Raw genomic sequence first — 26,802 nt, 5'->3', positions numbered from 1 at the left:
GGATCATGCAACCTGAACCTTAGCAGACAGGGATGAGTCGCAGGTTAATCCGCCAAAAATGCGAAACCCTCGGGTGGGTTAGAAGAATCGCTCCCGCACATAGATCGTGTCGCCCGGTCGGACCGGGTCGGTGATCGGCACGCGCCCGCTGATCACCTCGCCGTTGATCTGGCGGGTGATGTCGACCGAGGACTGCTGACCGCGGGGCGTGAACCCGCCCGCCGTTGCGATGGCATTCTGCGCCGTCATGCCCGCCACATAAGGGTACTGGCCGGCGGCGGCGACTTCGCCCATGACGAAGACGGGACGGTAGGTGGCAACTTCAACCGAGACGTCTGGATCGCGCAAGTATCCGTTTTTCAAGCGATTCGTGATCTGGGCCTCAAGCTCGCGGACGGTCAGTCCGCGTGCCGCGACACTGCCGATGAGAGGCATCGCGACATAGCCGGCCTGATCCACCGTGTAGGTGTTGTTGAGATCCTGCTGACCGAACACGATCACCCGCAACACATCACTGGAGTCAAGCCTGTAGGGCTTGGTGAGGATGTCGTGGAACGCCGTTGGCGGTTGCCGGTATCCGCTGCACGCGGCGACCGTCAGGGCCAGGCAAAGAACGGCGATGAGGCGCGTGAACATTCCGATCTCCTGAAGCGACTGCGCCATTCTTTTCCGCAACGTGGTTAACTTGGGGTGAATCGGGCAAGCGCGATGCTGTGCGCACGGCTCGGGAGGTTAACTCTCCGCTTACCATGAATCGTCATCATCCTCGCAGACACCCTTCCGGAGTAGCGAGCATGAACCAGCCGCACGCACCTGACGCCCGACCGCCCGGCGTCGACGAGCGCGTCGAGATCGACCTTTCGGCGATCCTTGGCGCCTTGCGCCGGTCGCTTCGCTGGCTGCTGCCTCTTGTGGTCGGCGCCGCACTCGTGACTTTCCTGGTTCTGCAAGTCGTACCCTCCCGCTACCGGGCCGAATCGAAGGTGCTGATCGAGACGTCGAACGTCGTCTATCCTGGGGAAGCGCGCGGCGCAGAGGAGGAGCGGGCGCTTCTCGACAACGAGGGTGTCGCCAGCCAGGTCGAACTTTTGCAGTCGCGCGATCTGTTGCGCCGGGTGGCCAAACGGCTCGATCTTGCCAGCATTCCCGAGTTCGAAGCAGGCTCCAGCAGCCTGATCCAGGACATGTTCGTCGCGCTCGGCGTGATGCGCGATCCCGGCAGCAATACCCGCGAAGAGCGGGTGCTCAAGGTCTTCTATGACAATCTCGAGGTGTTTCGGGTGGATGGCTCCCGGGTCATCTCCGTCCGCTATGTCTCCAAGAATCCCGAGCTCGCCGCCAGGGTCGCCAATGCGGTGGTCGAGGAGTATCTCGACCTGCAATCATCGGTGAAGCGCGAGACGACGGACATGGCCGCGGCCTCGCTGGAGCCGCAGATCGAGCGGCTGCGCGAGGAGGTTCAGGCGGCGCAGAAGCGGGTCGAGGATTTCCGTTCGCAGAACGATCTCCTGCTCGGCGCCGACAATCAGACGCTGGATCGCCAGCAACTCGGGGAGATTGGAACACAGCTTTCCGACGCCCGCGCGGCCCAGTCGCAGGCCGAGGCGCGGGCGAAGCTGATCCGCGCCCAGCTCAGTGGCGGCGGGTCGCTCGACGGCATGCAGGACGTGCTGAACTCCCAGCTTATCCAGCGTCTGCGCGAGCGTCAGGTGGAACTCCAGGCCCGCATTGCCGAGCTCTCCACCACCTTGCTGCCGAACCATCCGCAGCTCCGGGCGCTGCGGTCCCAGCTTGATGACTTCGATCGGCAGATTCGCCAGGAGGCGGGACGTGTCGCGGCGGGGCTGGAGAACGAGGCGCGTATCCAACAGGAGCGTGTGGCCTCGCTTCAGGCAACGCTCGAGGAATTCAAGACGCGCGCGGCCCGTTCCAACGACGATCAGGTCCGCCTGCGCGATCTGGAGCGTGAGGCAGCGGTCAAGACGACACAGCTCGACCAGTTGATGACCCGCTACCGCGAGGCCGATACGCGTCGCAACGCCAGCGTTATTGGCGCCGACGCGCGCGTCATCTCACGAGCAACCGTCCCGCTGGAGCCCTTCTCTCCGAAGGTGCCGCAGACGGTGGCGATTGCCGCTTTCGTCACCTTGATGCTGTCGGCGATGTCGGTGATTCTCGGCCAGTTCGTCTCCGGGCGCGCTTTCGTGACCCGTATCGTGGAGACGGAGGAGGCGGACCATCCCGTTGCGGCTGCATCCGCTTCGCAAACGCGCTCCGCGTCAACGGGGCGGGGAGGGGCAGCCTATGGTGCCGGCACGCCGACCTTCTCCTATGACTGGACGCCAAGCGCAGCGGTGGGCGCTTCCCTTGCCGTGAAGTCCCAGTCGACCGCGGAAGAGACGCCGTCCGACATCGCCAGATCCGCCCCGGCGTCTGGTCTCGACGGGCCGCTTGTTGCGCCCAGCCGAGAACGGCCGCGCCGCATCGCCGTGCTCAGCGTCGACAGCGACGAGATCTCACAAAGTGTCACGTTCCGTCTCGTGCGCGCCGCGGCGGAGGAGGGCGTCATGCCGTTGTTCCTTGAGGTCCGCCCGGATCTCGCCGATCCCCAGGCGGTGCCGGGGTTTGCCGAGCTGCTCGACGGCAGCGCCTCGTTCGCCGGCGTGATCTATCGCGATGCAGCCTCGCGCGCGCATGTCATCGAGGCGGGGCGACGGGCGATTGACGACGATCTCGCTCAGAACGAGCGGTTCGAAATGCTGATGGAAGCGATCGACCACACCTACGATCAGGTGTTCTTCGACCTCGGGCTGATCGACGATTCGCTGATCAGCGCCCAGATCCTGGCGATGGCTGATCAAGTCGTGGTGGCGTCGGGCGGATCTCCTGCCGATCCCGAGATGGAAGACGCAATGCGCATGCTCGAGGACCAGACCGGCACTCCGGTGATCGTGGAAACCGTTAGCGATGGCGCAGGAAGGTCCGCCAGCGTCGGGCGAGCGGATATGGCAGCGTGAGGCGGTAGCGCGGCACCAGGATTGGCAAAGCAAGAGGCCGGGGCGATGCCCGGCCTTTCTGCAACTCCTGCCGGGTGGTTGCGTCAGCCCTTCAGCCTGCGCATCATCCGTACCGCCTGCCACAGCTTGGGCGAACTGCGGATCCGCCGTTTGAAGGCGCGCATCTGCTTGACGCCGTTCTGTGCGATATAGCCCTTGATCGTCACCGGAATTTCGACGTCCATCAGGACTTCCTTGTCCGCCCAGGCCGTCTTGTACCGTTCTGCGCCGAGGCCGAAGTCGAACGTGTGGGCGCCCAGGCGGCAGGCATCTGCAATCACATGGTTGAGCAGGATATCGCCGGGGCTGCAGGCGGCGACGTCCTCGTCGATGCTGTTGGTATAGGCGTGGTAGCGGCCATATTGCAGGCCGCACAGATAGGTCGCCCGAATCCGCCCGCCAGCTTCCAGGGCATGGATGGTCACGTGCTCGGAGCGATCGCGGATCGCGCTTGTGATCTGATCGGCGAGGAACCCTCTGACATCCGCCGGCTCGAAGACGTTGGGAATGCCGTGCGTGGCTTGACGGGCGCTGCGTTGCGCAACCAGCGTGTCGAGGAAGTGCAGGGCCGTTTCCGTGTCGACCGCCTTGCGCCAGGCCAAGCCTCCCAGTTCCGCGAGCTTCTTTTCCTTGATCCTGAGCTTCTTGCGGGCGCTGGAACTCCGGCGTTCCTTGTAGAGCGTGTCGAAGTCGGCCTTGAGCGGGAAAGCATGAACCGCGTTCAGGCTTTCGATCGCGGTGCGGTCTATCAACGGATGAACCCGCTCGTCCAGGGTGGCGGGAATGTACTTGAGGTCGAACAGGTCGATCCGGTGTTCGCGCCCGATGCGCAGGAGCGCGCGGTGCAGGCTCTTGCCATGGATGCCCGCGAACACGTCGCGGCGCCAAAGGCCACTGTTCTGATTGCCGTGAAAGTCGCCGAGGAACCGGCCGAGACGCAAGGTGCCGCCGAAGATCTTCATCACTCCAAGCGGCAACAGGAAGCCGGGCTCGCCGTCAATCTCGCCGAGGACGATGATCGGCTCGATGCCGCGCGCGCGGCCGACGTGGTCGTACCACGACGCGAGCCAGTCATAACTCGTGAACAGCGTACCGAAGGCGTTTTCTTCGAGATGGCGCCAAGCGCAGGCCGCCTCCGCCGGATCGCGAAGGGCACGCACGGAAAATTCGCCGTTCTCGAGCATGGCATCCAGCCTCATCGCCTGAAGGTCCATCTGATCCCAGTCATTCGACTGGAGCAACCCGACCGGCCTGACCATCGTCTCCCCCAGATTCGCGATGCTCTCGTTGCTGCTGCCCCGATGGCATTCTCATTCGATTGCCAGTTTCACTAGCAAGGAGTTCTAAAGAAACCGTCGATATGCCGCTCCCAGTTGAAAAAGCTGGCGACTGTCACCGGCTTCAGGCGGTTGTCAAAACATGGATCTGCGGCGTCACCTGCTGGCTGGACGCTGTAAGCTGCTGCATTGGAGCGGGATCGGCCACCTGCTGCCGCCACTGACTGGCGGGCGAGGTGTGATTTTTACTTGCACAGCGTGCGACCTTCTGGCGCGCCGCGTCAGTTCCCCCAATGCCCGTCTCACCGTCACATCGGAGTTTCTGGACCATACGATCCGCCAGATACGTGCTGCCGGTATGGAGATCGTGCCGCTGGAGACGGCCGTGGCACGCATGCAGGAGCCGGACAGCGGGGGCGCGTTTCGCTGCGCTGACCTTCGACGACGGGTATCGCGACAATCTCGTCCACGCCTGGCCGGTGCTGAAGCGCCACTCTGCAACCTGCAGCACTGGTTCGCGCGGGATCTGGGGGAACTCGCAGCGGTTGGAACTGGAACTGCGCCGGCTGGCATCTGTCCACGGCGTCGACCTGTCGGCTCTGGCCGAGGAACTGATCCTGATCTGGGACGAGTTGCGCGAGATGCTGCGCGGTCCGCCGTTTTCAGTAGGCTCTCACACCCACGACCATTATCCGCTGACGCGCGAGCGCCTGCGCGACACGATCAATCCGCATCCCGCCTGCGGCTGATCCGGAAGCCGTGCTCCATCCACCAGATGATGGCGCCGGCAGGGAGCGTCCAGGCAATTCCAGCAATCCCGAAATACAGGAGCTGCACGGCGAGCGAGGCGTGCTGCAACGTCATGTCGCCAATGACCATCGCCACGAAGGCATAGACGATCACGAAAGTGACCAGCACCAGCATGCCGATGAATTTGCGCAGCGGATTTCGCATCTGCTCTCCGGATCGGTGTGGAAGCGGCCTGTCGCCCGCACCCAATCGCAAGGGGTAGGCCAAGCGTCCAAACGATATGTTCTGAGTGCATGTGTCACAGCGACCCCTGCCGTCAAGACCTTGTCTTTCGCCGCCCGTGCCTATAACCCCGCTCAGTCTCGCGGTGCCGCTGGCGCCGTTCCTTCATTTGACGATATGGTGCCTCCCCATGTCCGACACGACGGCAGCCTCGCTCGGCGCTCCGATGGATGACGCCAACGCTCGCATCGCGGCCGACCGCCGGGCGATCCGGCTCTGGCTCTATGCGATCTGCGTGCTGATCTTCGCCATGATTGTCGTCGGCGGCGCGACCCGTCTTACCGATAGCGGCCTGTCGATCACCGAGTGGAAGCCGATCCACGGCGTCATTCCGCCGCTTTCCGTTGCCGAGTGGGAGGAGGAACTGGAGAAGTATCGCCAGATCCCCGAATACCAGCTCATCAACAAGGGCATGTCGCTGGACGAGTTCAAGTTCATCTTCTGGTGGGAGTGGGGACATCGCCTGCTCGGCCGGGTGATCGGCCTTGCCTTCTTCGTGCCTCTCGTATGGTTCTGGTGGCGTGGGCGCATCGAAAAATGGCTGCTGCCCTGGCTGGTCGGGGGCTTCGTACTCGGCGGCATGCAGGGCGTCGTCGGTTGGTGGATGGTGGTCTCCGGGCTTGCCGAGCGTGTCGACGTCAGCCAGTACCGCCTTGCCACCCATCTGACGCTTGCCTGCCTGATCTTCATCTATCTCTTCGCGCTCGCCCGCTATCTCGCGCAGGTTCCGGTCGATCGCGAGGCCGCCGCCCGGCCGCAAGGGGCGCGGCCCTTCGTGGGAACGGCAAAGCTCCTGCTGGCCCTGCTGGTGCTGCAGATATTCCTCGGTGGTCTGGTGGCCGGGCTCAAGGCCGGGCTTTCCTTCAACACCTGGCCGCTGATGGACGGCGCCCTCATCCCCTCCGGCCTGTGGCTTATGACGCCGGCCTGGATCAATCACTTCGAGAACGTGCTGACCGTGCAATTCCAGCACCGCCTGACCGCTTATCTGATCGTCGGATTCGCGCTATGGGCCATGTGGGCGGTCTATCGCTGCGAAACCGCCCGCCATCTGCGCGGCGCGGCGCATGCCGTGCTGGTCGTCCTCCTCGTCCAGATGGTCATCGGCATCGCCACCCTGCTTGGCCATGTGCCGTTCTGGCTGGCGCTTACCCATCAGGGCTTCATCGTCGCGGTGATGATCGCCGCCGTGGAGTTCTGGGTGCGGGCGCGTTTCAGCGAGGCCCTTCGCACGTGATGGTGCCGGCGCAGATATGAAAAAGCCGGGCGACATGCCCGGCTTTTCCGTTCTTCACACCGCTTTTCGATCAGACCGCGGCCAGTGCCTGGTCGAGATCGGCAATGATGTCCTCGACATCCTCGAGGCCGATCGACAGACGGACGACGTCCGGACCGGCACCGGCCGCCGTCTTCTGCTCGTCGGTGAGCTGACGGTGAGTGGTCGAAGCCGGATGGATGATCAGCGAGCGCGTATCGCCGATATTGGCGAGATGCGACAGGATCTGGCAGTTGGAAACGAGCGCGACGCCCGCCTCGTAGCCGCCCTTGACCCCGAAGGTGAAGACCGCACCTGCACCCTTCGGCATGTATTTCTGCTGTTTGGCATGGTTGGGGTCGCCCGGCAGGCCGGCATAGGACACCCAGGCGACCTTGTCGTGACCGGCCAGGTGCTGTGCCACCTTGAGCGCGTTGTCGCTGTGGCGCTGCATGCGCAGCGGCAGCGTCTCGATACCGGTCAGGATCATGAAAGAGTTCATCGGCGAGATCGCCGGACCGAGGTCGCGCAGGCCGAGCACGCGGCAGGCGATGGCGAAGGCGAAGTTGCCGAAGGTCTCGTGCAGCACCATGCCGGAATATTCCGGGCGCGGCTTCGACAGCATCGGATAGCGGTCGGTCGACGACCAGTCGTAGCTGCCACCGTCGACGATCACGCCGCCCATCGAGTTGCCGTGTCCGCCCATGAACTTTGTCAGCGAGTGCAGCACGATGTCAGCGCCGTGCTCGATCGGCCGGCACAGATACGGGGTCGCCAGCGTGTTGTCGACGACGAGCGGGATGTTGCGGGCCTTTGCGACCTTCGAGATCGCCTCGATGTCGACCACGACGCCGCCGGGATTGGCGAGGCTCTCGACGAAGATCGCGCGGGTGCGGTCGTCGATCAGCGCGGCGAAACTCTCCGGATCCTGCGCGTCAGCCCACCTCACTTCCCAGCCAAAGCTCTTGAATGAGTGGTTGAGCTGGTTGATCGAGCCGCCATAGAGCTTGTTGGCGGCGACGATGTTGTCGCCCGGCGTCATCATCGTGTGGAAGGCAAGCAACTGCGCCGAGTGGCCGGACGCCACCGCAAGCGCCGCCGTGCCGCCTTCCAGGGCCGCGACGCGCTCTTCCAGAACAGCCGTCGTCGGATTGGTGATACGGGTGTAGATGTTGCCGAAGGCCTGCAGCCCGAACAGCGACGCGGCATGGTCGACATCGTCGAAGACGAAGGACGTGGTCTGGTAGATTGGCGTCACTCGCGCGCCGGTCGACGGGTCGGGCTGCGCGCCGGCATGGATCGCCAGCGTCGAAAAACCGGGAATGCGGTCGCTCATGAATTCCTCCTAGACTGCAAGCGGCGGCATACTGGCCGATGCCCGCGAGGAGGTCAAAGGAAAGCGATTTCGTTTCAGGGATCTGAGGAGAATGAGTTTTGCGAAACGCGGCTCCCCGCGCGCTTCAGTCTCCGTCGCAGCCGCCTGCGTCGGCATCTGATGGGCCCGCGTCATAGCCGATATGATAGGAGCGCTCTCCCCGTCTTCCGGTGGCGATCATCGCGAAGCCGGCGATGACAAGCACCATGATCGCTCCCAACAGGGCGAGCGTAAGGGGGGAGGCAAGGGGTGCGAGCAGCGTTTCCATACCCTCCTTTTAGGGGAGGGAGGGAAAGATTCCCTGAATCTCGCCGTTCGCTTCAGTCCTTCCGCAGCCCGCGGTGCTGGAAGCCGCCTTTCAAGGCCGGACGCTTTGCCGACAGGGTGCGGGAATTGACGCCGGTCCAGCCGATTTCGCCCGACAGGCGGCCATACTCGATCTTCGGGCAGCGGTTCATGACGACGCGCACGCCGGCGGCCTCCGCCAGGCTGGCCGCTGCGTCGTTTCTGACCGAAAGCTGCATCCAGATGACTTTTGGTAGAGGGGATAGCTGCAGCGCTTCCTGCGTCACGGCGAGCGCGGCGTCCGAATTGCGGAAGACGTCGACCATGTCGATGGGCGATGGCACGTCCGCGAGGCTGGCATAGACCTTCTGCCCGAGGATCTCCTTGCCGGCATGACCGGGGTTGATCGGGAAGACCTCGTAGCCCTTCGACAGCATGTATTTCAGCACGAAATAGGAAGGCCGGACGGCGTTGGGGCTCGCGCCGACCATGGCGATGGTCCTCACGTCGTCGAGGATCGCCCGGATATACGCATCCGGATAGGTGTCGTGCTGGATCTTGCTCACGGTCTCTCTCATTCGCCGCTCCACTGGGGCGTCCGCTTTTCGATGAAGGCGCCGATGCCTTCCTCCGCATCGCGGGCCAGCATGTTCTCCACCATGACCTGGGTGCAATGGCGATAGGCGTCGACGAGCGACATCTCCGCCTGGGCGTAGAAGGCTTCCTTGCCGATCTTCAGCGTCAGCGGCGACTTGGAGGCGATGGTCTCGGCATATTTCGCTGTCACCTGGGCGAGGTAATCGGCTGGCACGACCCGGTTGACGAGGCCGAATTCGCGCGCCGTCGAGGCGTCGATGATCTCGCCGGTCAGCAGCATCTCCATCGCCTGTTTTCGCGAGACGTTGCGCGACAGCGCAACCATGGGGGTCGAGCAGAACAGGCCGATATTGACGCCCGGCGTGCAAAAGCGGGCGCGGTCGCTGGCGATCGCCAGATCGCAGGAGGCGACAAGCTGAAGCCCGGCAGCGGTTGCCATGCCGTCGACCTCCGCGATCACCGGCTTGGGATGGGTAACGATGGTCTGCATCAACCGGGCGCAGCGGTTCATCACCTCGGAGAAATAGACACGACCGCGGTCGGAGTGACTGCGGGCGGCGGTCATCTCCTTGAGATCGTGTCCGGCGCAGAACACATGGCCTTCGGCACGCAGCAGGATCACCCGGACGGCGGCATTCTCGGCTGCGGCGTCGAGCGCGTCCTGCAGCGCCGCCATCATCTCTTCGGAGAGCGAGTTGCGTCGCTCGGGCCGGTTCAGCGTCAACCGCAGCACTCCAAAGGACAGGTCCTGGGCGGTCGGCCCACTCTCGCTGGTCGCCGCAGCTTTTGCCGCTGTTGCATCGGTCATGGTGCTTTCTCCCTGTTTTACCTTGTTATAGGGCAAGCCGCAGGCGCGACAAAGCGGACCTTCGTTCCCCCTGGGACTTGTCGCTTTTTCCGGCTTACGTTAACGAAAGCGTCAAAACAGCAAGACCTCCAGGGAAGGAACCGGATCCGTGCAGCCGATCATGACCGTAGCCGAGCTCAACGTATTTCTGGATCGCGAGTTTCCGCAGATCCATGCGGACGGCCGCATCTACGAAATCGAGGCGGTGACGCCGGGCGAGGCGGTCTTGTCCGTGAAGGCTACGGACAAGCATCTGCGGCCCGGGGGAACGATCTCTGGGCCGACCATGATGGCGCTCGCCGATCTCGCCGCCTATGCGGTGATCCTGGCGCATATTGGTCCCGTCGCGCTGGCCGTCACCACCAATCTCAACATGAATTTCCTGCGCAAACCCGAACCCGGCGACCTTGTCGGCACCTGTCGGCTGCTGAAGCTCGGCAAGCGCCTTGCCGTCACCGAATGTGGCATTGCCGGCCGGGCAGGGGGCGACCTGGTGGCCCACGCAACAGCCACCTACTCGATTCCGCCCCGCTGACGGGCGGAAAAGCCTTCGATTTTGTGTGGTATATATATACCGTTTTTGTAATGCATTGTTTTTAATGATATATTTTTGGAGATGACGTTTTTAAGTGCATTGACAGTGCCTGCGAAGCCGCGTACATCCTCCGCCGACAGGAAGCGGGCCCGTTTCGGGGCCCGTTTTGCTTGACCTCGGGTGATCCGCACTGATCGCGGCGCCCGCGACCAAAGACGGACCACAGCGATGAAGACCTATTCTGCCAAGACGGCCGAGGTCGAGAAGAAGTGGATCTTGATCGACGCAGAAGGCGTTGTCGTCGGCCGCCTGGCCGCCTTCATCGCCAACACGCTGCGCGGGAAGACCAAGCCGACCTTCACGCCTCATATCGACTGCGGTGACAATGTCATCGTGATCAACGCCGACAAGGCGGTGCTGACCGGCAAGAAGTACTACGACAAGAAGTACTACTGGCACACCGGCTTCCCCGGCGGCATCAAGGAGCGCACCGCCCGCGCCATTCTCGAGGGTCGTTTCCCCGAGCGTGTGCTTGAGCAGGCTGTGAAGCGCATGATGCCGGGTGGTCCGCTGAGCCGCGCCCAGCTCAAGAATCTCCGGATCTATTCCGGTGCCACGCATCCGCATGAGGCCCAGTCGCCGGTTCCGGTCGACTTCAAGGCTTTCAACGCGAAGAACGACGGAAAGAGGGCCTAATCCATGGCTGAGCTCCAGTCCCTCGAAGATCTCGGCGGCGCTCTGGGCACTGCCCAGGCCGAAGCCCCGGTGCATGTCCAGAAGCTGGACGCCCAGGGCCGCGCCTATGCCACCGGCAAGCGCAAGGACGCCATCGCGCGCGTCTGGATCAAGCCCGGCACCGGCAAGATCACCATCAATAAGAAGGACTACTCCGCGTATTTCGCGCGTCCGGTCCTTCAGATGATCCTGCGCCAGCCGATCGTCCTGACCAACCGCGACGGCCAGTATGACGTCATCGCCACCGTGTCCGGCGGCGGTCTGTCCGGCCAGGCCGGCGCGCTGCGCCACGGCATCTCCAAGGCTCTGACCCATTACGAGCCGGAACTGCGCGGCATCCTCAAGAAGGAAGGCTTCCTGACCCGCGACAGCCGCGTCGTGGAGCGCAAGAAGTACGGTCGCCGGAAGGCGCGCCGGAGCTTCCAGTTCTCCAAGCGCTGATCTTTACCGATCACCTTGCGATATTCGACGGCCCGCCCTTGGCGGGCCGTTTGCGTTTGAGGATGGGTCACCCTTTGCGTGACGACAACAGGATGCTGGTTTCGGAACCGGCGATGCCGTCGAGCAAGCGGACGGTGGAGAGCAGCCGATCGAATGCCTCCAGCGTGTCGGTTTCCAATTCCGCGACCACATCCCAGCGGCCGTTGGTCGTGTGCAGCGCGCGGACTTCCGGAAAGCCCTGCAGCCGCCGCACCACCGATTCCGCCCGGTGTCCCTCCACCTCGATCATCATGATCGCCCGCACCCGCCCGCCCGCCTCGTGGCTGCGCAGGCGCACGGTGAAGCCTTGAATGACGCCGGTTTCCGTCAGCCGGTCGATACGGGCCTTCACCGTTGCCCGCGACACGCCGAGATCGGCGGCAAGCGAGGCGACAGGAAGCCTCGCGTCGTGGCGCAACAGGGCAATGAGTCGGCGGTCCAGGTCGTCCATCTTATCACTTTGCTAGGTAGATCTTATCAGATCGTCGGATCATACCGTCAATCTGACGAATTTTCACCTGTTCGCTCACTCTTCATGCGGACATCATCCGTCCTGAGCTACGCTGTTGCTGGCAGCCGCCGGATTCAATCGCCCGGCGGATCCTTGATGGATGAGACAGCAGGCAGGAGACAGACGCATGTCGACCGACAGGACACAGCCGATCGCGCTTCTTGGCGTACCGCTGGAGGCGGGCACGGGTCGACGCGGCGCGGCGATGGGGCCGGCTGCCCTGCGCGTCGCGGGGCTCGCCGAGCGGCTCGAGGCACTCGGCTGGTCCGTCAAGGATTTCGGCGACGTGACGCCGCTTGCCCTGGAGACGATTGCCCCGCTTCACCTGCCGGGCAAGGCGCATGTGCCGGACGTGGTCGCCTCCTGGGTGCGGCCGCTGGCGCGCGAGGCGCGGCGCCTGTGCGACGAGGGCTATCTGCCGGTGTTCATGGGCGGCGACCATTCGCTCTCCATGGGATCGCTGTCGGGCGTCGCCAGCTACTGGCAGGAGAAGGGGCGGCCGCTCTATGTGCTCTGGCTGGACGCCCATGCCGATTTCAACACGCCGTCCATCTCGCCCTCCGGCAATCTGCACGGCATGTCGCTGGCGCTCGCCGCGGGTGAAGAGGAGTTGTTTCCCGTAATGGCGGACGCTCCCCGGGCGGTCGTGGATCCGTCCCGCATGTGCGTCTTCGGCGCCAGGTCGATTGATCCGCAGGAGCGCGAACTGCTGCGCCGCCGTGGTGTCACCGTTTGCGACATGAGGCAGATCGACGAGAACGGCGTCTCCCTTCTTATGCGTGACTTCCTGAAGAAAATCAGTCAAGACCACGGCGTTCTTCACGTATCGCTTGATGTGGACTTCCTCGATCCCGGCATTGCGCCCGGCGTCGGAACCACAGTGCCGGGCGGCGCCACCTATCGCGAGGCGCATCTGGTGATGGAACTGCTGGAGGATGCCGGCGTCACCGTGTCGCTCGACATCGTCGAGCTCAACCCTTTCCTCGACGAACGCGGCCGCAGTGCCATCGCGCTTGCCGAACTGGTCGCCAGCCTCTTCGGCCAGGACGTCATGGACCGCCCGACCCAGGCTTTTGCCTGACGCTGCCCCAATCAATGGAGACGAATGTGACCCGCCTGCCCGAAGACTATATCGCCGCCGAACATCAGCTCGGAGCGCATAACTACAAGCCGATCGACGTCGTGCTCACCCGCGGTGAGGGCGTCTGGCTGTGGGACGTCGACGGCAACCGCTACATGGATTGCCTTGCGGCCTATTCGGCGGTCAACCAGGGGCATTGCCACCCGAAGATCCTTGCGGCCATGACCGAACAGGCAGCGAAGCTGACGCTGACCTCGCGCGCCTTTCGCAACGACCAACTGGCGCTTCTCTACGAAGATCTGGCAAGGCTCACGGGAGCCCACAAGATCCTGCCGATGAACTCCGGCGCCGAAGCCGTGGAAAGCGCCGTCAAGGCGGTGCGGAAATGGGGATATGAGGTCAAGGGCGTACCGCGGGAGAAGGCCGAGATTATCGTCTGCGCCAATAACTTCCATGGCCGTACCCTCGGCATTGTCGGCTTCTCGACCGATCCGGTGGCGCGTACCGGCTTCGGCCCCTTTGCGCCGGGGTTCCGCGTCGTACCCTTCGGCGATGCCGATGCGTTGGAACAGGCGATCACCCCGAACACCGTCGCTTTCCTCGTCGAGCCGATCCAGGGCGAGGCCGGCATCCTGATCCCGCCGGCCGGCTATTTCGCCCGTGCCCGCGAGCTCTGCACCGCGCATAACGTCACGCTGATCCTCGACGAGATCCAGACGGGACTGGGGCGGACCGGCAAGTTGCTGGCCGAGGAGCACGAAGGCATCGAAGCGGACGTCACGTTGGTCGGCAAGGCGCTGTCCGGCGGCTTTTATCCGGTCTCGGCTGTGCTCTCCAACTCGGAAGTGCTGGGCGTCCTGCAGCCGGGCGAGCATGGTTCGACCTTCGGCGGCAATCCGCTTGCCTGTGCCGTTGCTCGTGCCGCGCTTCAGGTGCTGGTCGAGGAAGGCATGATCGAAAACGCCGAAAGGCAGGGGCAGCGCTTCATCGAGGGCCTGCGCTCGATCCGGTCCAACGCGGTGCGCGACGTGCGCGGGCGCGGCCTGATGCTGGCCGTCGAGCTTCATCCCGAGGCTGGCGGCGCGCGCGGCTATTGCGAGGAACTGAGGGCCCAGGGGATCCTGGCGAAGGACACCCACGACCATACGATCCGCATCGCCCCGCCGCTGGTGATCACGGCCGACCAGGTCGACTGGGCGCTGCAGCGCTTCGACACGGTGCTGACGCGCGCCGCCCACTGAAGCGGCTGCGTGCCAGCGCGTGTTGGCGGCCCGGAATGAGGTGAACGGTCACGATGCCGTGCGGCGATCGAGATCCTGGCGCGAGGCGTTGTCGTTGTCGGGAACGACAGTCCAGGAACGATAGACCGGATGGGCGTCGCGCATCCGGTCGTAGAGCGCCACCATGCCTGCAAGGAACGCGATCTTCGCCACGTAGGTCACGATAGTGCCGGCGATGAGCACCGGCAGGTTCTGTGTGAAGGCGCCCCACATGCCCATCGCGAAGCCGACCGCAGTCGCCAGCGACAGCAGGATGGCTCTGCGGTTGTCGTCGGTCGGGATCGGTACCACGGCCCGGTTGAGCCACACCCGCTCGCCGAAGGTGGCGCGTGCGTGCCAGGTGTTCAGCCGGCGCGGCGGCGGAAAGATGCGCGGGTTGAGCCACAGCCACAGACAGACGGTGGCGATCGACAGGCCGGCCAGCGGCCAGCCGAACCAGCCATGCGACCAGACGGCGAGATAGAGCAGGGGCAGGGTGGCAAAGCGTGTCCACACGCTCCAACCGCTCGCGTGCCGGAGCCAAACGTCCGCATCCATGCCAAGCATCCGCAGGCGTCCGGCATTCATCGGCCGATAGACCGAATAGCGCCCCGATCTCGGCCGTGGTCTGGCCTGTTGCCGCATCTCTCGCATCTCTCGCGGACCCGGCCGGCTGGCCCCTGTCAGGGGATGCGCGGGTGCGGGTCAAGCGTTTCCTCAAGCCCGGAAGTCTAGCGCAGGTGGCCGCCGCGTGCCACCGGGGATGCCCGATATGGTTTCGAAAAGCTGCAGCTTCAGGAAAGTGCCTTGACGTAGCTGCCCGGCGCATCCTCGATGATCTTGACCCTGTTGGCGCCGGGCTTGCGGGCTTTTGTGGTGTTGCCGTCGAGCTTGCGGATCCAGCCGTCCCAATGCGGCCACCAGGAGCCGGGGTGCTCCTTCGCCTTGGCGAGCCAGTCCTCGTAGCCCCCCTTCGGGCGCGCGCCGGTCCAGTATTGATACTTGTTCCTGACGGGAGGATTGACGACACCTGCGATATGCCCGGATCCCGAAAGCACATAATCGACAGGTCCACTGAAGCACTGCGATCCGACGAACACCGATTGCGGCGGAGCGATATGGTCCTCTCGGGTGGCAAGGTTGTAGATCGGGATCTTCACCTTGCCGAGGTCGAGCTTTTCGCCGCCAATCTCCATCGTGCCCTTGCTGAGCCGATTTTCCAGGTAGCAGTTGCGCAGGTAGAATGAGTGGTTCGCCGCCGGCATGCGGGTGGAATCGGAGTTCCAGTACAGCAGGTCGAAGGGGAAGGGCTCGCGGCCCTTCAGATAGTTGTTGACCACATAGGGCCAGATCAGGTCGTTGGAGCGCAACAGGTTGAAGGCCGAGGCCATTTTCGAGCCTTCAAGATACCCCTTCTCCCCCATGCGCCGCTCCAGCGCCTGGATCTGCTCTTCGTCGACAAAGACCTTCAGGTCGCCCGCATGGGTGAAATCCACCTGCGTGGTGAAGAAGGTGGCGCTGGCGATGCGATCATCGCCCGTTGCCGCCATATAGGCGAGCGTCACGCCCAGCAGCGTACCGCCGACGCAATAGCCGATGGCGTTCACCTGCTCCTCGCGCGTCGCCTTTCGGATCACGTCGAGCGATTCCAGAATGCCCTCGCGCATATAGTGCTCGAAGCTTTTCTGCGCTTGTTTCTCGTTGGGATTCACCCAGGAGATGACGAAGACCGTGTGTCCCTGGTCCACCGCCCATTTGATGAACGACTTCTCGGGGGTCAGGTCGAGGATGTAGTACTTGTTGATCCAGGGTGGCACGATTAGCAGCGGCCGCTTCAACACCGTCTCGGTCGTCGGCGTGTACTGGATCAACTGGCGCACGTCGTTCTGCGCGATGACCTTGCCCGGCGTCAGCGCCAGGTTGGTGCCGACGCGGAACTTGGTCGGATCGGACTGGCGGATCTTCAAGTCGCCCTTGCCGGCCTCGATATCCTCGGCCAGCAGCTTCATGCCGCGCACGAGGTTCTCGCCGTTCGACTCCAGCGTTTCGCGCAGCAGTTCCGGATTGGTCAGCACGAAATTCGACGGCGACAGCGCATTGGCGATCTGCTTGACATAGAAATCCGCCTTGTGGCGGGTGTGCTCATCGAGATCCGCCGCCTCGACCACCATCTGCTCGGCCCATTGCGAGGTGATGAGATAGAGCTGCTTCACGAAATCGAAGAACTGGTTCTCGCTCCATTCCGGATCGCCGAAGCGCTTGTCGCGCGGGTCCGGGCTCGCGGCGGGGGCGGCCTGCTCTCCCATCATTCGCTTCAGGGACGAGTTCCACAGGTCGATATATTTGCCCCAGAGCCGCGTCTGCGCTTCCAGCGCACGCTGCGGGTCGGACATCCAATATTCGCCGACCTGCGCCAGGGTCTTGAAGATCACCGTCAGTTCGTCGCTGGTCTCGGGCTTGATCTCGCCCTTTTCGCGCGGCTCCACATAGGCCGCCATGGCGCGCCCGGCATTCTCGATGATGCGTCCCAGGTTCTGCGCAAAAGCCTCCGGATTCTTGACGATATATTGCAACAGCGGACTGGTCTTCTCGTCAATCATCCCTGGCGTATCCTCCACTTCGGGTCCCGGTCGTCTTTGTGTCCGCAACCCAGGCGGGTCTTGGCGGACCTCATTTGCGGCCTTCGTTTGCACCCCGTGTCCGCTTGACCCCATAATAGTTCTTCATGACGCAAGACTGACAAGTTGGACAAGGCGCTTACAATGTCGTACGTCCCGGTCAGCTTGCAAGCGGTGACATTCGCGAAATTCGTGCAGGACCACGGTTACATGCGTGCAACGGTCTTCACCACTGTTTTGACCTCGGCGCTTCTCGCCGGGTGCGCTTATGCGCCCTCCGGTACGCTGGTCGACGCTCTGGAGCCGGAAGGCGTCTCCCGCAGCGGCATGATGGCGCCCGCGACCACTGCGCGTGTACCCTCGCCGGAGGTCGCGATCCCCGGCACGGGCTTGCCGGCCGCGACGCCTCCGGTCGCCTACGGGCCGACGGGGACGATCGAAGGGGTGGGGCAGGGCGCTGCGGTTGCGGCGCCGATCCGCAGCCCCGATGGGCTGCTCACCGAGGATGCGGCGGCGGCAACCCGGACCCGTCTCCAGGAGATTGCCCGCTCGCGCGGCGGGGCATCCCGTCCGGCAAACTCCAGTAGCGTCATCCAGCTCAAGAAGCTTGGCGAAAGCCACGGTGCCCGTGCCATTTCCGAGATCGAGGCGGACGGCAGCAGCGATTGATCCCGCTTCGTAAGGCAGCCGGCGTCTTCGGTCGCAGCAGGCGCGGATATTTTGGCGCGCAGGCCTTTTTGCCGATGCGCGGCGGCGCGGCCACTGGTATGTAGCCGGCGTTCGGCGTCGTGCACAGGCCGATGCCGCATATGCGCCCGGACGAGAGGCGCGCGCAGACCACGCTTTGCGGGTGAGGATTAGACCATGGAAGAGTTCTACCAGACGCGGCGCTTGCCGCCCTATGTCTTCGAACAGGTCAACCGGCTCAAGGCGAAGGCACGCGCGGCAGGCGCAGATATCATCGATCTCGGCATGGGCAATCCTGACCTGCCGACGCCCAAGCACATCGTCGACAAGCTCACCGAGACCGTCCAGAATCCCCGGACCCATCGCTATTCGGCGTCCAAGGGCATTCCCGGGTTGCGGCGGGCGCAGGCGGCCTATTACGAGCGCCGGTTCGGGGTGAAGCTCAACCCGGAGACCCAGGTCGTCGCGACCCTCGGCTCCAAGGAAGGCTTCGCCAACATGGCGCAGGCGATTTCCGCGCCGGGCGATGTGGTGCTGGTGCCCAATCCCAGCTATCCGATCCACGCCTTCGGCTTCCTGATGGCCGGCGCGGTGCTGCGGTCGATCCCGTCCGAGCCCGGACCGGAGGTGTTTCACGCGTTGGAGCGGGCGCTGATCCATTCGGTCCCCAAGCCGATCGCGATGATCCTGTGCTATCCGGCCAATCCGACGGCCTATGTGGCCGATATCGAGTTCTACCGCGATGTCGTCGCCTTCGCGAAGAAGCACGACATCTTCGTGCTCTCCGATCTCGCTTATTCGGAGATCTATTTCGGCTCGACGCCGCCGCCCTCGGTCCTGCAGGTGCCGGGTGCCATCGATGTGGCGGTGGAATTCACCTCGCTGTCGAAGACCTTCTCCATGCCCGGCTGGCGGATGGGCTTCGCCGTCGGCAACGAGCGGCTGATCGCCGCACTCGCCCGGGTGAAGTCCTATCTCGATTACGGCGCCTTCACGCCGATCCAGGTTGCGGCCTCCGCCGCGCTGAACGGGCCGGACGACTGCATCGTTGCGGCGCGCGAGACCTATCGCAAGCGGCGCGACATCCTGGTCGAGTCCTTCGGCCGCGCCGGGTGGGAGGTGCCCGCGCCGGAAGCGTCCATGTTCGCCTGGGCGCCGATCCCGGAGAAGTTCCGTCACCTCGGTTCGCTGGAGTTCTCCAAGCTGCTGATCGAGCATGCCGACGTCGCCGTCGCCCCCGGTCTCGGTTTCGGTGAGTATGGCGACACCCATGTCCGCATCGCTCTGGTGGAAAACGAGCAGCGCATCCGCCAGGCGGCGAGAAGCCTGCGTCGCTTCCTTGAAACGGCGGACGAAAAATTGCACAACGTCATCCCCATCGGAGCCTCGGGTTAAGGGCGTGTCGCGTCTTGCGGCGCGCCACTCCTCAAACGGATCGCGATCTTCATGAAAGCTGAATTGCGCGTCGGCGTCGCCGGCCTTGGAACGGTTGGTGCCTCTCTCGTCCGCCTGCTTGGCCGCAAGGCAGACACTTTCGCCGCCCGTTGCGGTCGTCCCGTCACCGTCACCGGCGTCTCGGCGCGCGATCGCTCCCGTGATCGCGGCCTCGACCTGTCCGGCATCGTCTGGCATGACCGGCCGGAGGACCTCGCTGTTTCACCGCAGATCGACGTCTTCGTCGAACTGATCGGCGGTGACAGCGGCCCGGCCGAGACGAGTGTCCGTGCCGCTCTGGCCGCCGGCAAGCATGTCGTCACCGCCAACAAGGCGTTGCTCGCCCGCCATGGGGTGGAACTGGCCCGTCTTGCTGAGGAGAACGGCGTCAGCCTGGCTTTCGAGGCGGCGGCAGCCGGCGGCATCCCGGTCATCAAGGCGGTGCGCGAGTCGCTCGCCGGCAACGACATTTCGCGCGTCTATGGCATTCTCAACGGCACCTGCAACTACATCCTGACCCGGATGGAGCAGGAGGGGCTCGACTTCTCCGCATGCCTCGCCGACGCCCAGCGCCTTGGCTATGCCGAGGCGGATCCGACCTTCGACATCGAAGGCTTCGACACGGCCCATAAGCTGGCGCTGCTGACCTCGCTTGCCTTCGGCAGCGAGATCGACGTCGATGCAATCTACATAGAGGGCATTTCCTCGATCACCCGCGCCGATATCGAGGCGGCAGGCGAACTCGGCTACCGCATCAAGCTCCTGGGAGTTGCCCAGAAGACCGACAGCGGCATCGAACAGCGCGTGCATCCGACCATGGTGCCGCGTGCCTCGGCCATCGCCCGCATCGACGGGGTGCTGAATGCGGTCGCCATCGACGGCGACGCGGTCGGCGAAGTCGTGCTGGTTGGGCCCGGTGCCGGCGGCAACGCCACTGCCTCGGCGGTGCTGGGCGACATCGCCGATATCGCCCGGGGCCTTGCCATTCCTGCTCTCGGCCGCCCAGTCGGCAGGCTCTCGCCCTACAAAGCGGCGCGCATGCGTATGCATGAGGGCGGCTACTACATCCGCCTTGCGGTCTATGACCGTCCCGGCGCCTTCGCCGAGATCGCCCGGATCATGGCCGGCGAGGGAATCTCGCTGGAGTCCATCGTCCAGCGCGACCGAACCCGCCGCGTCGGCGACCAGACCCCGCACGGCGACACTCCGCAACCGGTGATCCTGATCACCTATGAAACCACCGAGGCCGCGGTGAAGCGGGCGCTCGCGACGATCTCCGCGCAGAATGTCGTCGCCGGTACCCCGCAGCTCATCCGCATCGAGAAACTCGGCTGACCGAACCGCCCCGCCAAGCGCCTTTCGAGGAAACCTGATGCCCAGCACCGCAGACCTTCACAGCGAAGCACTCGACCGTATCCTGACCCTGGAACTTGCCCGCGTCACCGAGCGTGCGGCCGTTGGCGCTGCCCGCCTGCGCGGCCGCGGCGACGAGAAGGCGGCCGACCAGGCCGCGGTCGATGCCATGCGCCGGGAGCTGAACCGCCTGCCGATCGACGGCACGGTGACAATCGGCGAGGGCGAGCGTGACGAGGCGCCGATGCTCTATATCGGCGAGAAGGTCGGCACGGGCGAGGGACCGGAGGTCGACATCGCCCTCGATCCGCTCGAGGGTACGACGATCTGCGCCAAGAACCTGCCGAACTCGCTGGCTGTGATTGCGATGGCGCCGAAGGGCGGTCTGCTCAACGCGCCTGACAGCTATATGGAAAAGATCGCCATCGGTCCGGGCTATCCGGCCAATCTGGTCGATCTCGACGCGCCCGTGGCCGACAACATCAACGCGCTGGCCAAGGCCAAGGGTGTGCCGGTCGCCGAGATCACCGCCTGCGTGCTCGACCGTCCGCGCCATGCCCGGCTGATCGAGGATCTGCGCGCCACCGGCGTCGCGGTGCGTCTGATCGGCGACGGCGACGTGGCCGGCATCATTCATACGACCGATCCGGACGAGACCGGCATCGACATCTACATGGGCATCGGCGGTGCGCCGGAAGGCGTGCTGGCGGCGGCAGCGCTGCGCTGCATTGGCGGCCAGATGCAGGGGCGTCTGGTGATCACCCGCGACGAGCAGGTCGAGCGGGCCCACCGCATGGGCATCGACGACATCCACCGCAAGTACACGATGGAAGAGATGGCGCGCGGCGAGGACGTCCTCTTCGCCGCAACCGGCGTCACCGATGGCAACTTCCTGCAGGGCGTGCGCTTCGGGCGCGGCGAGATCACCACCCACACGGTGGTGATGCGCGCGGCGACGGGCACGGTGCGCTATATCAAGGCGCGCCACACCCAGCTCGACAAGTTCCACCTCGATTGAAGGACGGAGGCCGATCCCGCCAGATGCCCGGCATCGACCAGACCGACCTGACGGATGACGGGCGCCGCCGCGTTCTCGGCGTTGCCCGCTCCGCCGGCGAGCGGACCTGGCGGGAGCGGCTGACACAGGGGCAGGGCGCGACGGCGCTGGCGATCGCGCAGCGTCTCGGCGTTCCGGAAGTCGTCGCACGGGTGATGGCCGCCCGCGATGTCCAGCTTGAGGCGGCCGAGCGGTTTCTCGACCCGACCATCAAGGACCTGATGCCGGATCCTCTGTCGTTGCGCGACATGGAACCGGCCGTCGCCCGCGTCGCCGATGCAGTGGCCGCCGGCGCGCGCATTGCGATCTTCGGCGATTACGATGTGGACGGCGCCACTTCGTCCGCGCTGCTGTCGCGCTATCTTGCCGCCATCGGCATCGCCAGTCGCATCCATATTCCTGACCGCATCATCGAGGGCTACGGTCCTAATGGACCGGCCATCCGCATGCTGCGGGAGGAGGGGGCGGGGCTGCTGGTCTGCGTCGATTGCGGCAGCGTTTCCTTCGAGGCCTTCGCCGAGGCCCGCGCTGTCGGCCTCGATGTGGTGGTGCTCGACCACCATCAGGTCGGCGAGGAACTGCCCGCCACAGCCGCGCTGGTCAATCCGAACCGGCAGGACGACCTCTCCGGCCTTGGCCATCTTGCCGCCGTTGGCGTCACCTTCCTCTTTCTCGTTGGGCTGAACCGCGAGCTTCGGCGACGCGGCCTTTTCCGCGCAAGACGCGAGCCGGATCTGCTCGCGCTGCTCGATCTCGTCGCCGTCGGCACGGTCTGCGATGTGGTGCCGCTGAAAGGCCTGAACCGCGCCTTCGTCCGCAAGGGGCTGCTCGCGATGCATGGCCGGGCCAATGCCGGCCTTGCCGCGCTTGGCGACGTGTCGCGCGTCCACGGCCGGGCGACGCCCTATCACCTCGGCTTCATGATCGGCCCGCGCATCAATGCGGGCGGACGCATCGGCGATGCCGCACTCGGCGCGCGGCTGCTCACCACCGACGATATGGACGAGGCCCGCTCGATCGCCGAGCGGCTCGACGGGTTGAATGCCGAGCGTCAGGCCATCGAGGCGGAAATGCTGCTGGAGGGCGACGCCCAGGCCACAGTCACCCTTGAGCGGGACGACCCGGCGGTGCTGCTCACCGGGTCGCCGGACTGGCATCCCGGTGTCGTCGGCCTCGTCGCCGCCCGCCTCAAGGAACGCTACCGCCGTCCGGCCTTCGCCATTGCCTATGATGTCGACGGCAAGGGAACCGGCTCTGGACGGTCCATTCCTGGTGTCGACCTTGGCGCCGCCGTCCGCCGCGCCGTCGACGAGAGGATCCTGGAAAAGGGCGGCGGGCATGCCATGGCCGCCGGCCTCACCGTACGCCACGAGAGGCTGGACGACCTTGCCGCCTTCATGCAGACAGCCCTTGCCGAGGATGTCGCCGCCGCACGCTCGGCAACTGAGTTGAAGATCGATGGCGCCCTGACGGCGGGAGCGGCCAGTGCCGATCTGCTGCATATGCTGGAGACCGCCGGCCCGTTCGGTGCCGGCCATCCCGAACCGGTCTTCGCCTTTCCCAGCCATCGCGTCACCTTCGCCGACACGGTCGGCAAGGGCCACGTCCGCCTGACGCTCGCCGATGGTGGCGGCAGCACGCTGAAGGCCATCGCCTTCAAAGCCGCCGACACACCGCTCGGCCAGGTGATCCTGGGCGGGCGTGGCGGCGCGCTGCATGTTGCCGGGGCGTTGTCCCTGGACACCTGGCAGGGCCAGGAGCGGGTGCAACTGCGCGTGATCGACGTCGCCGACCCGCAGCGTTCGAGACTGTAAGCGCATCCGAGGCGGAATCTTCTGCCCATCGGCATTTCCTGCCCTGTTAAGGAAGGCGAAACCCCGCCCGCGCTAGCGTGCGCCAGGATGGAATTGCGGGATGGAATCATGTCACCTCGGGCCCAGTTGCGTCATTTGATGGCCGAAGTCGATACTGCTGCCGACAACGCGGAACGGGCGCTGCGGCGCCTGCAGGCGCAGGGCGTCACCGCCGTGGCGCCGGAGCGTGCGCCCGCTGTGACCCCGCTGCGCGCGGGTCTCATTCTCGTCAGCCTGCTGATGGCGGCCAAGGTTATCATCTCCAACGACTGAGCTTGCGCTCGTCGCCGGTATTTTTGATCGCCGGCGCAAATTGTCGCCTTGATTGTGGCAGTCGATGGGGCCAGCATCCGGCTCCATGAACACGCCTTCCTCTCCCGACACCTTCCGCCTTGCGCTTTGTGCCTTCAATCTCGGCCAGGGCGGTCGCAGCCGCGAGGATTTCCTCGCCGGCATCTCGCAACGGCTCGCCCGCGCCCATGCCCAGGGCGCCGAGCTCCTCGTACTTCCCGAATATCTGAGCGAAGCCTTTCTCGCTTGGAAGCCGAAAGGCCTGAAACCGACATCGGAACTCGCCTTTATGGCCGGTGAGGCCGAAGCCCTGATGCCCGACCTGAAGGCTCTGGTTGCCGAACACGCGGTCACCCTCGTGGCGGGCTCCATGCCGGCAGCCGATGGCCGGGGCGGCTTCGTCAACCGTGCCGTCGCATTGATCGCCGACGGTCGGAGCATCTCCCACGACAAGCTGGCATTGACGCCTTTCGAACTGGACCGCGAAAGCTGGTATGTCACGCCGGGCGACAGGGTGATCCGCTTCGAGGTCGCCGGCCTGTCGATGATGATGCTGATCTGCCTCGACGTCGAAATGCCGGCGCTCTCCTGCCTGATCGCCCGCGAGGCGCCAGACCTTCTCATCGTGCCCTCAATGACATCAAGCCTCGCCGGCTACAACCGGGTGTTCGGCTGCGCCAAGGCGCGCGCGGTCGAACTCATGTGCTCGGTCGCCGTCTGCGGCGTTGTCGGCGCCTCGCCGGGCACCACCCAGAACGACAGCAACGTTTCGGGCGCCGCGCTCTATGTGCCGTGCGAGCCGTCGCTCGGCTATCGCGGCGTGGTCGCGGAAATCGCTCCTGTCGGCGGCACGCGCGGCGAAGAGCCGTTCCTGGTTGCCGATGTCCCGGTCGCGGCGATCCGGGCCTTGCGCGCGGGCGGCGCCGAGGTCTGGCCGGGCCACTGGTCGGCCGATCACATCACCCTGTCCCGCGAGTGACCGTCATGAGCGCTCCCGATATTTCCGCGTCGTTTCGGGGCGACCGGGCGACTGGCGTTCTCCTGCTGCTGGCCGGCCTTTCCGGCGGACTAGGCGTCGCCCTGTCGGCGATGGCAGCGCATGTGCCGGGCGGCGAACTGCTGTCGAGCGCGGCCAACATGCTGCTGTTCCATGCGCCGGCCTTTCTGGCGCTGGCGGCGCTGCGTGCGATCGGTCCGAGCGGCGTTCTTGCGGTCGCAACGCTCGCGCTTGCAGTTGGTCTTGCGCTGTTCGCCGGGGATCTGACCTCGCGGGTGATGCTGGGTGATCGGCTGTACCCGATGGCGGCGCCGACGGGCGGCAGCTTGATGATCCTCGGCTGGGCGGGCATCCTGCTGGCTGGAGCCGTTCGGCTGGTGAGAAGGGCCTGACCTGCGGTCTTTTGCCACTGTCGCGCATGCGACGCAAAGCCTCGACGGGATGTCGTTTTTCCGCAAGACCGGCCGCCGGATCGGTTGCACAACAGAGCGGATGGCGCGCAGACGTGGCCTGTCGGCGACCGGCATTCCGCCTCCGCATGAGCCGCCACCGGCAAGAGGACCGCATGACACGTTTCTCCTTCTGGGACCTGGCCTTGAAGGCCCTCAACGCCCATCAGGACTGGGGCCACCAATGGCGCAAGCCCGATCCGAAACCGGAGTATGACGTTGTCATCATCGGCGCCGGCGGTCATGGTCTTGCCACCGCCTATTATCTCGCGAGCGAGCACGGCATCACCAACATCGCCGTGCTGGAAAAGGGCTGGCTCGGTGGCGGCAATACGGGCCGCAACACCACCATCGTGCGCTCCAACTATCTCTGGGAGGAGAGCGAGGCGCTCTACGACCACGCGATGGACCTGTGGCAGGACCTGTCGCAGAAGCTGAACTACAACGTGATGTACTCTGCCCGCGGCGTCATGATGCTCGCCCATACGGTGCATGACATCCAGGTCTTCAAGCGTCACGTCCACGCCAACCGGCTCGCCGGCGTCCAGAACGAGTGGCTGAGCGCGGAGGAAGCCAAGGCGTTCTGCCCGCCCCTCAACATCGGTCGCAACATCCGCTATCCGGTTCTGGGTGCGGCGCTCCAGCGCAAGGGCGGCGTTGCCCGTCACGATGCGGTGGCCTGGGGCTATGCACGCGGCGCCGACCAGCGCGGCGTCGACATCATCCAGAACTGCGCCGTTACCGGCATTCGCCGGCACCCGGATGGTTCGGTCGCCGGGGTCGAGACCTCGCGTGGGTTCATCGGCGCCAAGAAGATCGGCGTCGTTGCTGCCGGCCACACCTCGGTCGTCATGGACATGGCCGGCGTCAGGATGCCGCTGGAATCCAACCCGCTGCAGGCACTGGTGTCCGAGCCGGTGAAGCCCTGCTTCCCCTGCGTGGTCATGTCCAACACGGTGCACGCCTATATCTCGCAGTCGGACAAGGGCGAATTGGTGATCGGCGCCGGCACCGACCAGTATGTCTCCTACAGCCAGACCGGCGGATTGCAGATCACCACGCACACGGTCGATGCGATCTGCGAACTGTTCCCGATGTTCCGCCGCATGCGCATGATGCGCAACTGGGGCGGCATCGTCGACGTCACGCCGGATCGCTCGCCGATCATCGGCAAGACCCCGGTGCCCGGCCTTTATGTCAATTGCGGCTGGGGCACCGGCGGGGTCAAGGCGACGCCCGGCTCCGGCCATGTTTTCGCCCACACCATCGCGCGCGACGAGCCGCACCCGATCAACGCCCCCTTCACGCTGGACCGGTTCCGCACCGGCCGGCTCATCGACGAGGCGGCTGCCGCCGCCGTCGCGCATTGAGGCCCGACATGACGCATCAGGCAGTGAATCTTGCCGGGAAGCTCGCTCTGTTCTCCGAACACTGGTCGCCCAAGATCGTCGGCTCGTTCAACGGTCACGACCTCATGGTGGTGAAGGTCAAGGGAGAATTCACCTGGCATTCGCACCCCGACACCGACGATTTCTTTCAGGTGTTGTCGGGTCGGTTGACCATTCGGATGCGCGACGGCGATGTCACGCTCGGGCCCGGAGAACTGTTTGTCGTGCCCAAGGGCGTCGAGCATTGCCCGGTCGCCGAAGTTGAAACCCACCTGTTGCTGATCGAGCCTTCCGGGACGCCGAATACCGGCGATCCGGAGACCGCGGCACACAAGACCGAGATCTAGGGG

At 64.8% G+C, this 26,802-nt stretch carries 28 protein-coding genes; 18 read left to right on the top strand and 10 right to left on the bottom strand.

The window, feature by feature from the left end; genetic code table 11:
- Positions 1 to 78: 78 nt before the first annotated feature.
- Positions 79 to 636, bottom strand: coding sequence for a polysaccharide biosynthesis/export family protein (locus TSB10P1A_RS19110; RefSeq protein ID WP_186389543.1), 558 nt, complete (start codon positions 634 to 636; stop codon positions 79 to 81).
- A 113-nt stretch (positions 637 to 749) separates the two neighbouring features.
- Here TSB10P1A_RS19110 and TSB10P1A_RS19105 point away from each other — a divergent pair, with 113 nt between their 5' ends.
- Complete coding sequence (locus TSB10P1A_RS19105; protein WP_208987153.1) at positions 750 to 3,017, top strand: exopolysaccharide transport family protein; 2,268 nt, start codon at positions 750 to 752, stop codon at positions 3,015 to 3,017.
- Between the two features lie 83 nt (positions 3,018 to 3,100).
- Here the strand turns inward: TSB10P1A_RS19105 and TSB10P1A_RS19100 are convergent, their stop codons facing one another.
- On the bottom strand, positions 3,101 to 4,315 hold the full coding sequence (locus TSB10P1A_RS19100) for a GNAT family N-acetyltransferase (protein WP_186389542.1): 1,215 nt from the start codon (positions 4,313 to 4,315) through the stop codon (positions 3,101 to 3,103).
- 311 nt (positions 4,316 to 4,626) lie between these two features.
- Between TSB10P1A_RS19100 and TSB10P1A_RS19095 the strand changes: the two genes are divergently transcribed.
- Positions 4,627 to 5,082, top strand: coding sequence for a polysaccharide deacetylase family protein (locus tag TSB10P1A_RS19095; protein WP_244293185.1), 456 nt, complete (start codon positions 4,627 to 4,629; stop codon positions 5,080 to 5,082).
- On the opposite strand, the gene TSB10P1A_RS19090 is transcribed toward TSB10P1A_RS19095, so the two are convergent.
- Positions 5,057 to 5,287, bottom strand: coding sequence for a DUF2842 domain-containing protein (locus tag TSB10P1A_RS19090; protein ID WP_186389540.1), 231 nt, complete (start codon positions 5,285 to 5,287; stop codon positions 5,057 to 5,059). The genes TSB10P1A_RS19095 and TSB10P1A_RS19090 overlap by 26 nt on opposite strands.
- A gap of 208 nt (positions 5,288 to 5,495) precedes the next feature.
- Between TSB10P1A_RS19090 and TSB10P1A_RS19085 the strand changes: the two genes are divergently transcribed.
- On the top strand, positions 5,496 to 6,602 hold the full coding sequence (locus tag TSB10P1A_RS19085) for a COX15/CtaA family protein (protein WP_186389539.1): 1,107 nt from the start codon (positions 5,496 to 5,498) through the stop codon (positions 6,600 to 6,602).
- A 70-nt stretch (positions 6,603 to 6,672) separates the two neighbouring features.
- Here TSB10P1A_RS19085 and TSB10P1A_RS19080 read toward each other — a convergent pair whose 3' ends face one another.
- From TSB10P1A_RS19080 to TSB10P1A_RS19065, 4 genes are all read right to left on the bottom strand, one after another.
- Complete coding sequence (locus TSB10P1A_RS19080) at positions 6,673 to 7,956, bottom strand: O-acetylhomoserine aminocarboxypropyltransferase (protein WP_186389538.1); 1,284 nt, start codon at positions 7,954 to 7,956, stop codon at positions 6,673 to 6,675.
- Positions 7,957 to 8,080: 124 nt separating this feature from the next.
- Positions 8,081 to 8,263 carry a hypothetical protein gene (locus tag TSB10P1A_RS19075; protein ID WP_186389537.1) on the bottom strand — a complete coding sequence of 61 codons (183 nt, stop codon included), beginning with the start codon at positions 8,261 to 8,263 and terminating at the stop codon, positions 8,081 to 8,083.
- Between the two features lie 52 nt (positions 8,264 to 8,315).
- Positions 8,316 to 8,837 (bottom strand): CoA-binding protein, encoded by a 522-nt coding sequence (locus TSB10P1A_RS19070; RefSeq protein ID WP_186390070.1) that lies wholly within the window; start codon positions 8,835 to 8,837, stop codon positions 8,316 to 8,318.
- Between the two features lie 17 nt (positions 8,838 to 8,854).
- Positions 8,855 to 9,685, bottom strand: coding sequence for an enoyl-CoA hydratase (locus tag TSB10P1A_RS19065; RefSeq protein WP_186389536.1), 831 nt, complete (start codon positions 9,683 to 9,685; stop codon positions 8,855 to 8,857).
- Positions 9,686 to 9,845: 160 nt separating this feature from the next.
- On the opposite strand from TSB10P1A_RS19065, the gene TSB10P1A_RS19060 reads away from it, so the two are divergent.
- The 3 genes from TSB10P1A_RS19060 to rpsI all read left to right on the top strand — a co-directional run bounded on the left by TSB10P1A_RS19060 (position 9,846) and on the right by rpsI (position 11,435).
- The gene (locus TSB10P1A_RS19060) at positions 9,846 to 10,259 is read left to right on the top strand and encodes a PaaI family thioesterase (RefSeq protein WP_186389535.1); all 414 of its coding nucleotides are present in this window, start codon (positions 9,846 to 9,848) and stop codon (positions 10,257 to 10,259) included.
- A 228-nt stretch (positions 10,260 to 10,487) separates the two neighbouring features.
- Complete coding sequence (rplM, locus tag TSB10P1A_RS19055; RefSeq protein WP_120268039.1) at positions 10,488 to 10,955, top strand: 50S ribosomal protein L13; 468 nt, start codon at positions 10,488 to 10,490, stop codon at positions 10,953 to 10,955.
- 3 nt (positions 10,956 to 10,958) lie between these two features.
- Entirely contained in the window at positions 10,959 to 11,435 is a 477-nt protein-coding gene (gene rpsI, locus TSB10P1A_RS19050) for a 30S ribosomal protein S9 (RefSeq protein WP_186389534.1), read from the top strand.
- A gap of 67 nt (positions 11,436 to 11,502) precedes the next feature.
- On the opposite strand, the gene TSB10P1A_RS19045 is transcribed toward rpsI, so the two are convergent.
- Positions 11,503 to 11,925 carry an Lrp/AsnC family transcriptional regulator gene (locus TSB10P1A_RS19045; RefSeq protein ID WP_186389533.1) on the bottom strand — a complete coding sequence of 141 codons (423 nt, stop codon included), beginning with the start codon at positions 11,923 to 11,925 and terminating at the stop codon, positions 11,503 to 11,505.
- Positions 11,926 to 12,112: 187 nt separating this feature from the next.
- On the opposite strand from TSB10P1A_RS19045, the gene rocF reads away from it, so the two are divergent.
- Both rocF and rocD read left to right on the top strand, forming a co-directional pair.
- Positions 12,113 to 13,066 (top strand): arginase, encoded by a 954-nt coding sequence (rocF, locus tag TSB10P1A_RS19040; protein WP_244293184.1) that lies wholly within the window; start codon positions 12,113 to 12,115, stop codon positions 13,064 to 13,066.
- Between the two features lie 26 nt (positions 13,067 to 13,092).
- Complete coding sequence (gene rocD / locus TSB10P1A_RS19035; protein WP_371515145.1) at positions 13,093 to 14,307, top strand: ornithine--oxo-acid transaminase; 1,215 nt, start codon at positions 13,093 to 13,095, stop codon at positions 14,305 to 14,307.
- A gap of 48 nt (positions 14,308 to 14,355) precedes the next feature.
- On the opposite strand, the gene TSB10P1A_RS19030 is transcribed toward rocD, so the two are convergent.
- Together TSB10P1A_RS19030 and TSB10P1A_RS19025 are read right to left on the bottom strand one after the other, a co-directional pair.
- Complete coding sequence (locus tag TSB10P1A_RS19030) at positions 14,356 to 14,883, bottom strand: DUF6653 family protein (protein ID WP_208984677.1); 528 nt, start codon at positions 14,881 to 14,883, stop codon at positions 14,356 to 14,358.
- A 236-nt stretch (positions 14,884 to 15,119) separates the two neighbouring features.
- The gene (locus TSB10P1A_RS19025; RefSeq protein ID WP_186389530.1) at positions 15,120 to 16,925 is read right to left on the bottom strand and encodes an alpha/beta hydrolase; all 1,806 of its coding nucleotides are present in this window, start codon (positions 16,923 to 16,925) and stop codon (positions 15,120 to 15,122) included.
- A 162-nt stretch (positions 16,926 to 17,087) separates the two neighbouring features.
- On the opposite strand from TSB10P1A_RS19025, the gene TSB10P1A_RS19020 reads away from it, so the two are divergent.
- The 10 genes from TSB10P1A_RS19020 (at position 17,088) to TSB10P1A_RS18975 (ending at position 26,799) form a co-directional block, all read left to right on the top strand.
- Positions 17,088 to 17,612 carry a hypothetical protein gene (locus TSB10P1A_RS19020; protein ID WP_186389529.1) on the top strand — a complete coding sequence of 175 codons (525 nt, stop codon included), beginning with the start codon at positions 17,088 to 17,090 and terminating at the stop codon, positions 17,610 to 17,612.
- A gap of 195 nt (positions 17,613 to 17,807) precedes the next feature.
- Entirely contained in the window at positions 17,808 to 19,025 is a 1,218-nt protein-coding gene (locus tag TSB10P1A_RS19015) for an LL-diaminopimelate aminotransferase (protein ID WP_186389528.1), read from the top strand.
- A 51-nt stretch (positions 19,026 to 19,076) separates the two neighbouring features.
- Positions 19,077 to 20,399 (top strand): homoserine dehydrogenase, encoded by a 1,323-nt coding sequence (locus TSB10P1A_RS19010; protein WP_186389527.1) that lies wholly within the window; start codon positions 19,077 to 19,079, stop codon positions 20,397 to 20,399.
- A 37-nt stretch (positions 20,400 to 20,436) separates the two neighbouring features.
- Complete coding sequence (glpX, locus tag TSB10P1A_RS19005) at positions 20,437 to 21,435, top strand: class II fructose-bisphosphatase (protein ID WP_186389526.1); 999 nt, start codon at positions 20,437 to 20,439, stop codon at positions 21,433 to 21,435.
- Positions 21,436 to 21,458: 23 nt separating this feature from the next.
- Positions 21,459 to 23,288 carry a single-stranded-DNA-specific exonuclease RecJ gene (gene recJ / locus TSB10P1A_RS19000; protein WP_186389525.1) on the top strand — a complete coding sequence of 610 codons (1,830 nt, stop codon included), beginning with the start codon at positions 21,459 to 21,461 and terminating at the stop codon, positions 23,286 to 23,288.
- Between the two features lie 108 nt (positions 23,289 to 23,396).
- Positions 23,397 to 23,600, top strand: coding sequence for a hypothetical protein (locus TSB10P1A_RS18995; RefSeq protein WP_186389524.1), 204 nt, complete (start codon positions 23,397 to 23,399; stop codon positions 23,598 to 23,600).
- A gap of 85 nt (positions 23,601 to 23,685) precedes the next feature.
- A complete protein-coding gene (locus TSB10P1A_RS18990; protein WP_186389523.1) occupies positions 23,686 to 24,597 on the top strand; it encodes a nitrilase-related carbon-nitrogen hydrolase in 912 nt (303 codons plus the stop codon).
- 5 nt (positions 24,598 to 24,602) lie between these two features.
- Positions 24,603 to 25,007: a DUF423 domain-containing protein gene (locus TSB10P1A_RS18985; RefSeq protein ID WP_186389522.1), complete on the top strand. Its 405-nt coding sequence runs from the start codon at positions 24,603 to 24,605 to the stop codon at positions 25,005 to 25,007.
- A gap of 173 nt (positions 25,008 to 25,180) precedes the next feature.
- Complete coding sequence (locus TSB10P1A_RS18980) at positions 25,181 to 26,434, top strand: sarcosine oxidase subunit beta family protein (protein WP_186389521.1); 1,254 nt, start codon at positions 25,181 to 25,183, stop codon at positions 26,432 to 26,434.
- Positions 26,435 to 26,442: 8 nt separating this feature from the next.
- Positions 26,443 to 26,799, top strand: coding sequence for a cupin domain-containing protein (locus tag TSB10P1A_RS18975; protein ID WP_186389520.1), 357 nt, complete (start codon positions 26,443 to 26,445; stop codon positions 26,797 to 26,799).
- The last annotated feature ends 3 nt before the right edge of the window (positions 26,800 to 26,802 follow it).

The organism is Stappia sp. TSB10P1A (assembly GCF_900185725.1).
Lineage (GTDB): Bacteria > Pseudomonadota > Alphaproteobacteria > Rhizobiales > Stappiaceae > Stappia.
The sequence above is the reverse complement of the archived record's forward strand: the minus strand, read 5'-3'. Positions and strand labels throughout refer to the sequence as shown.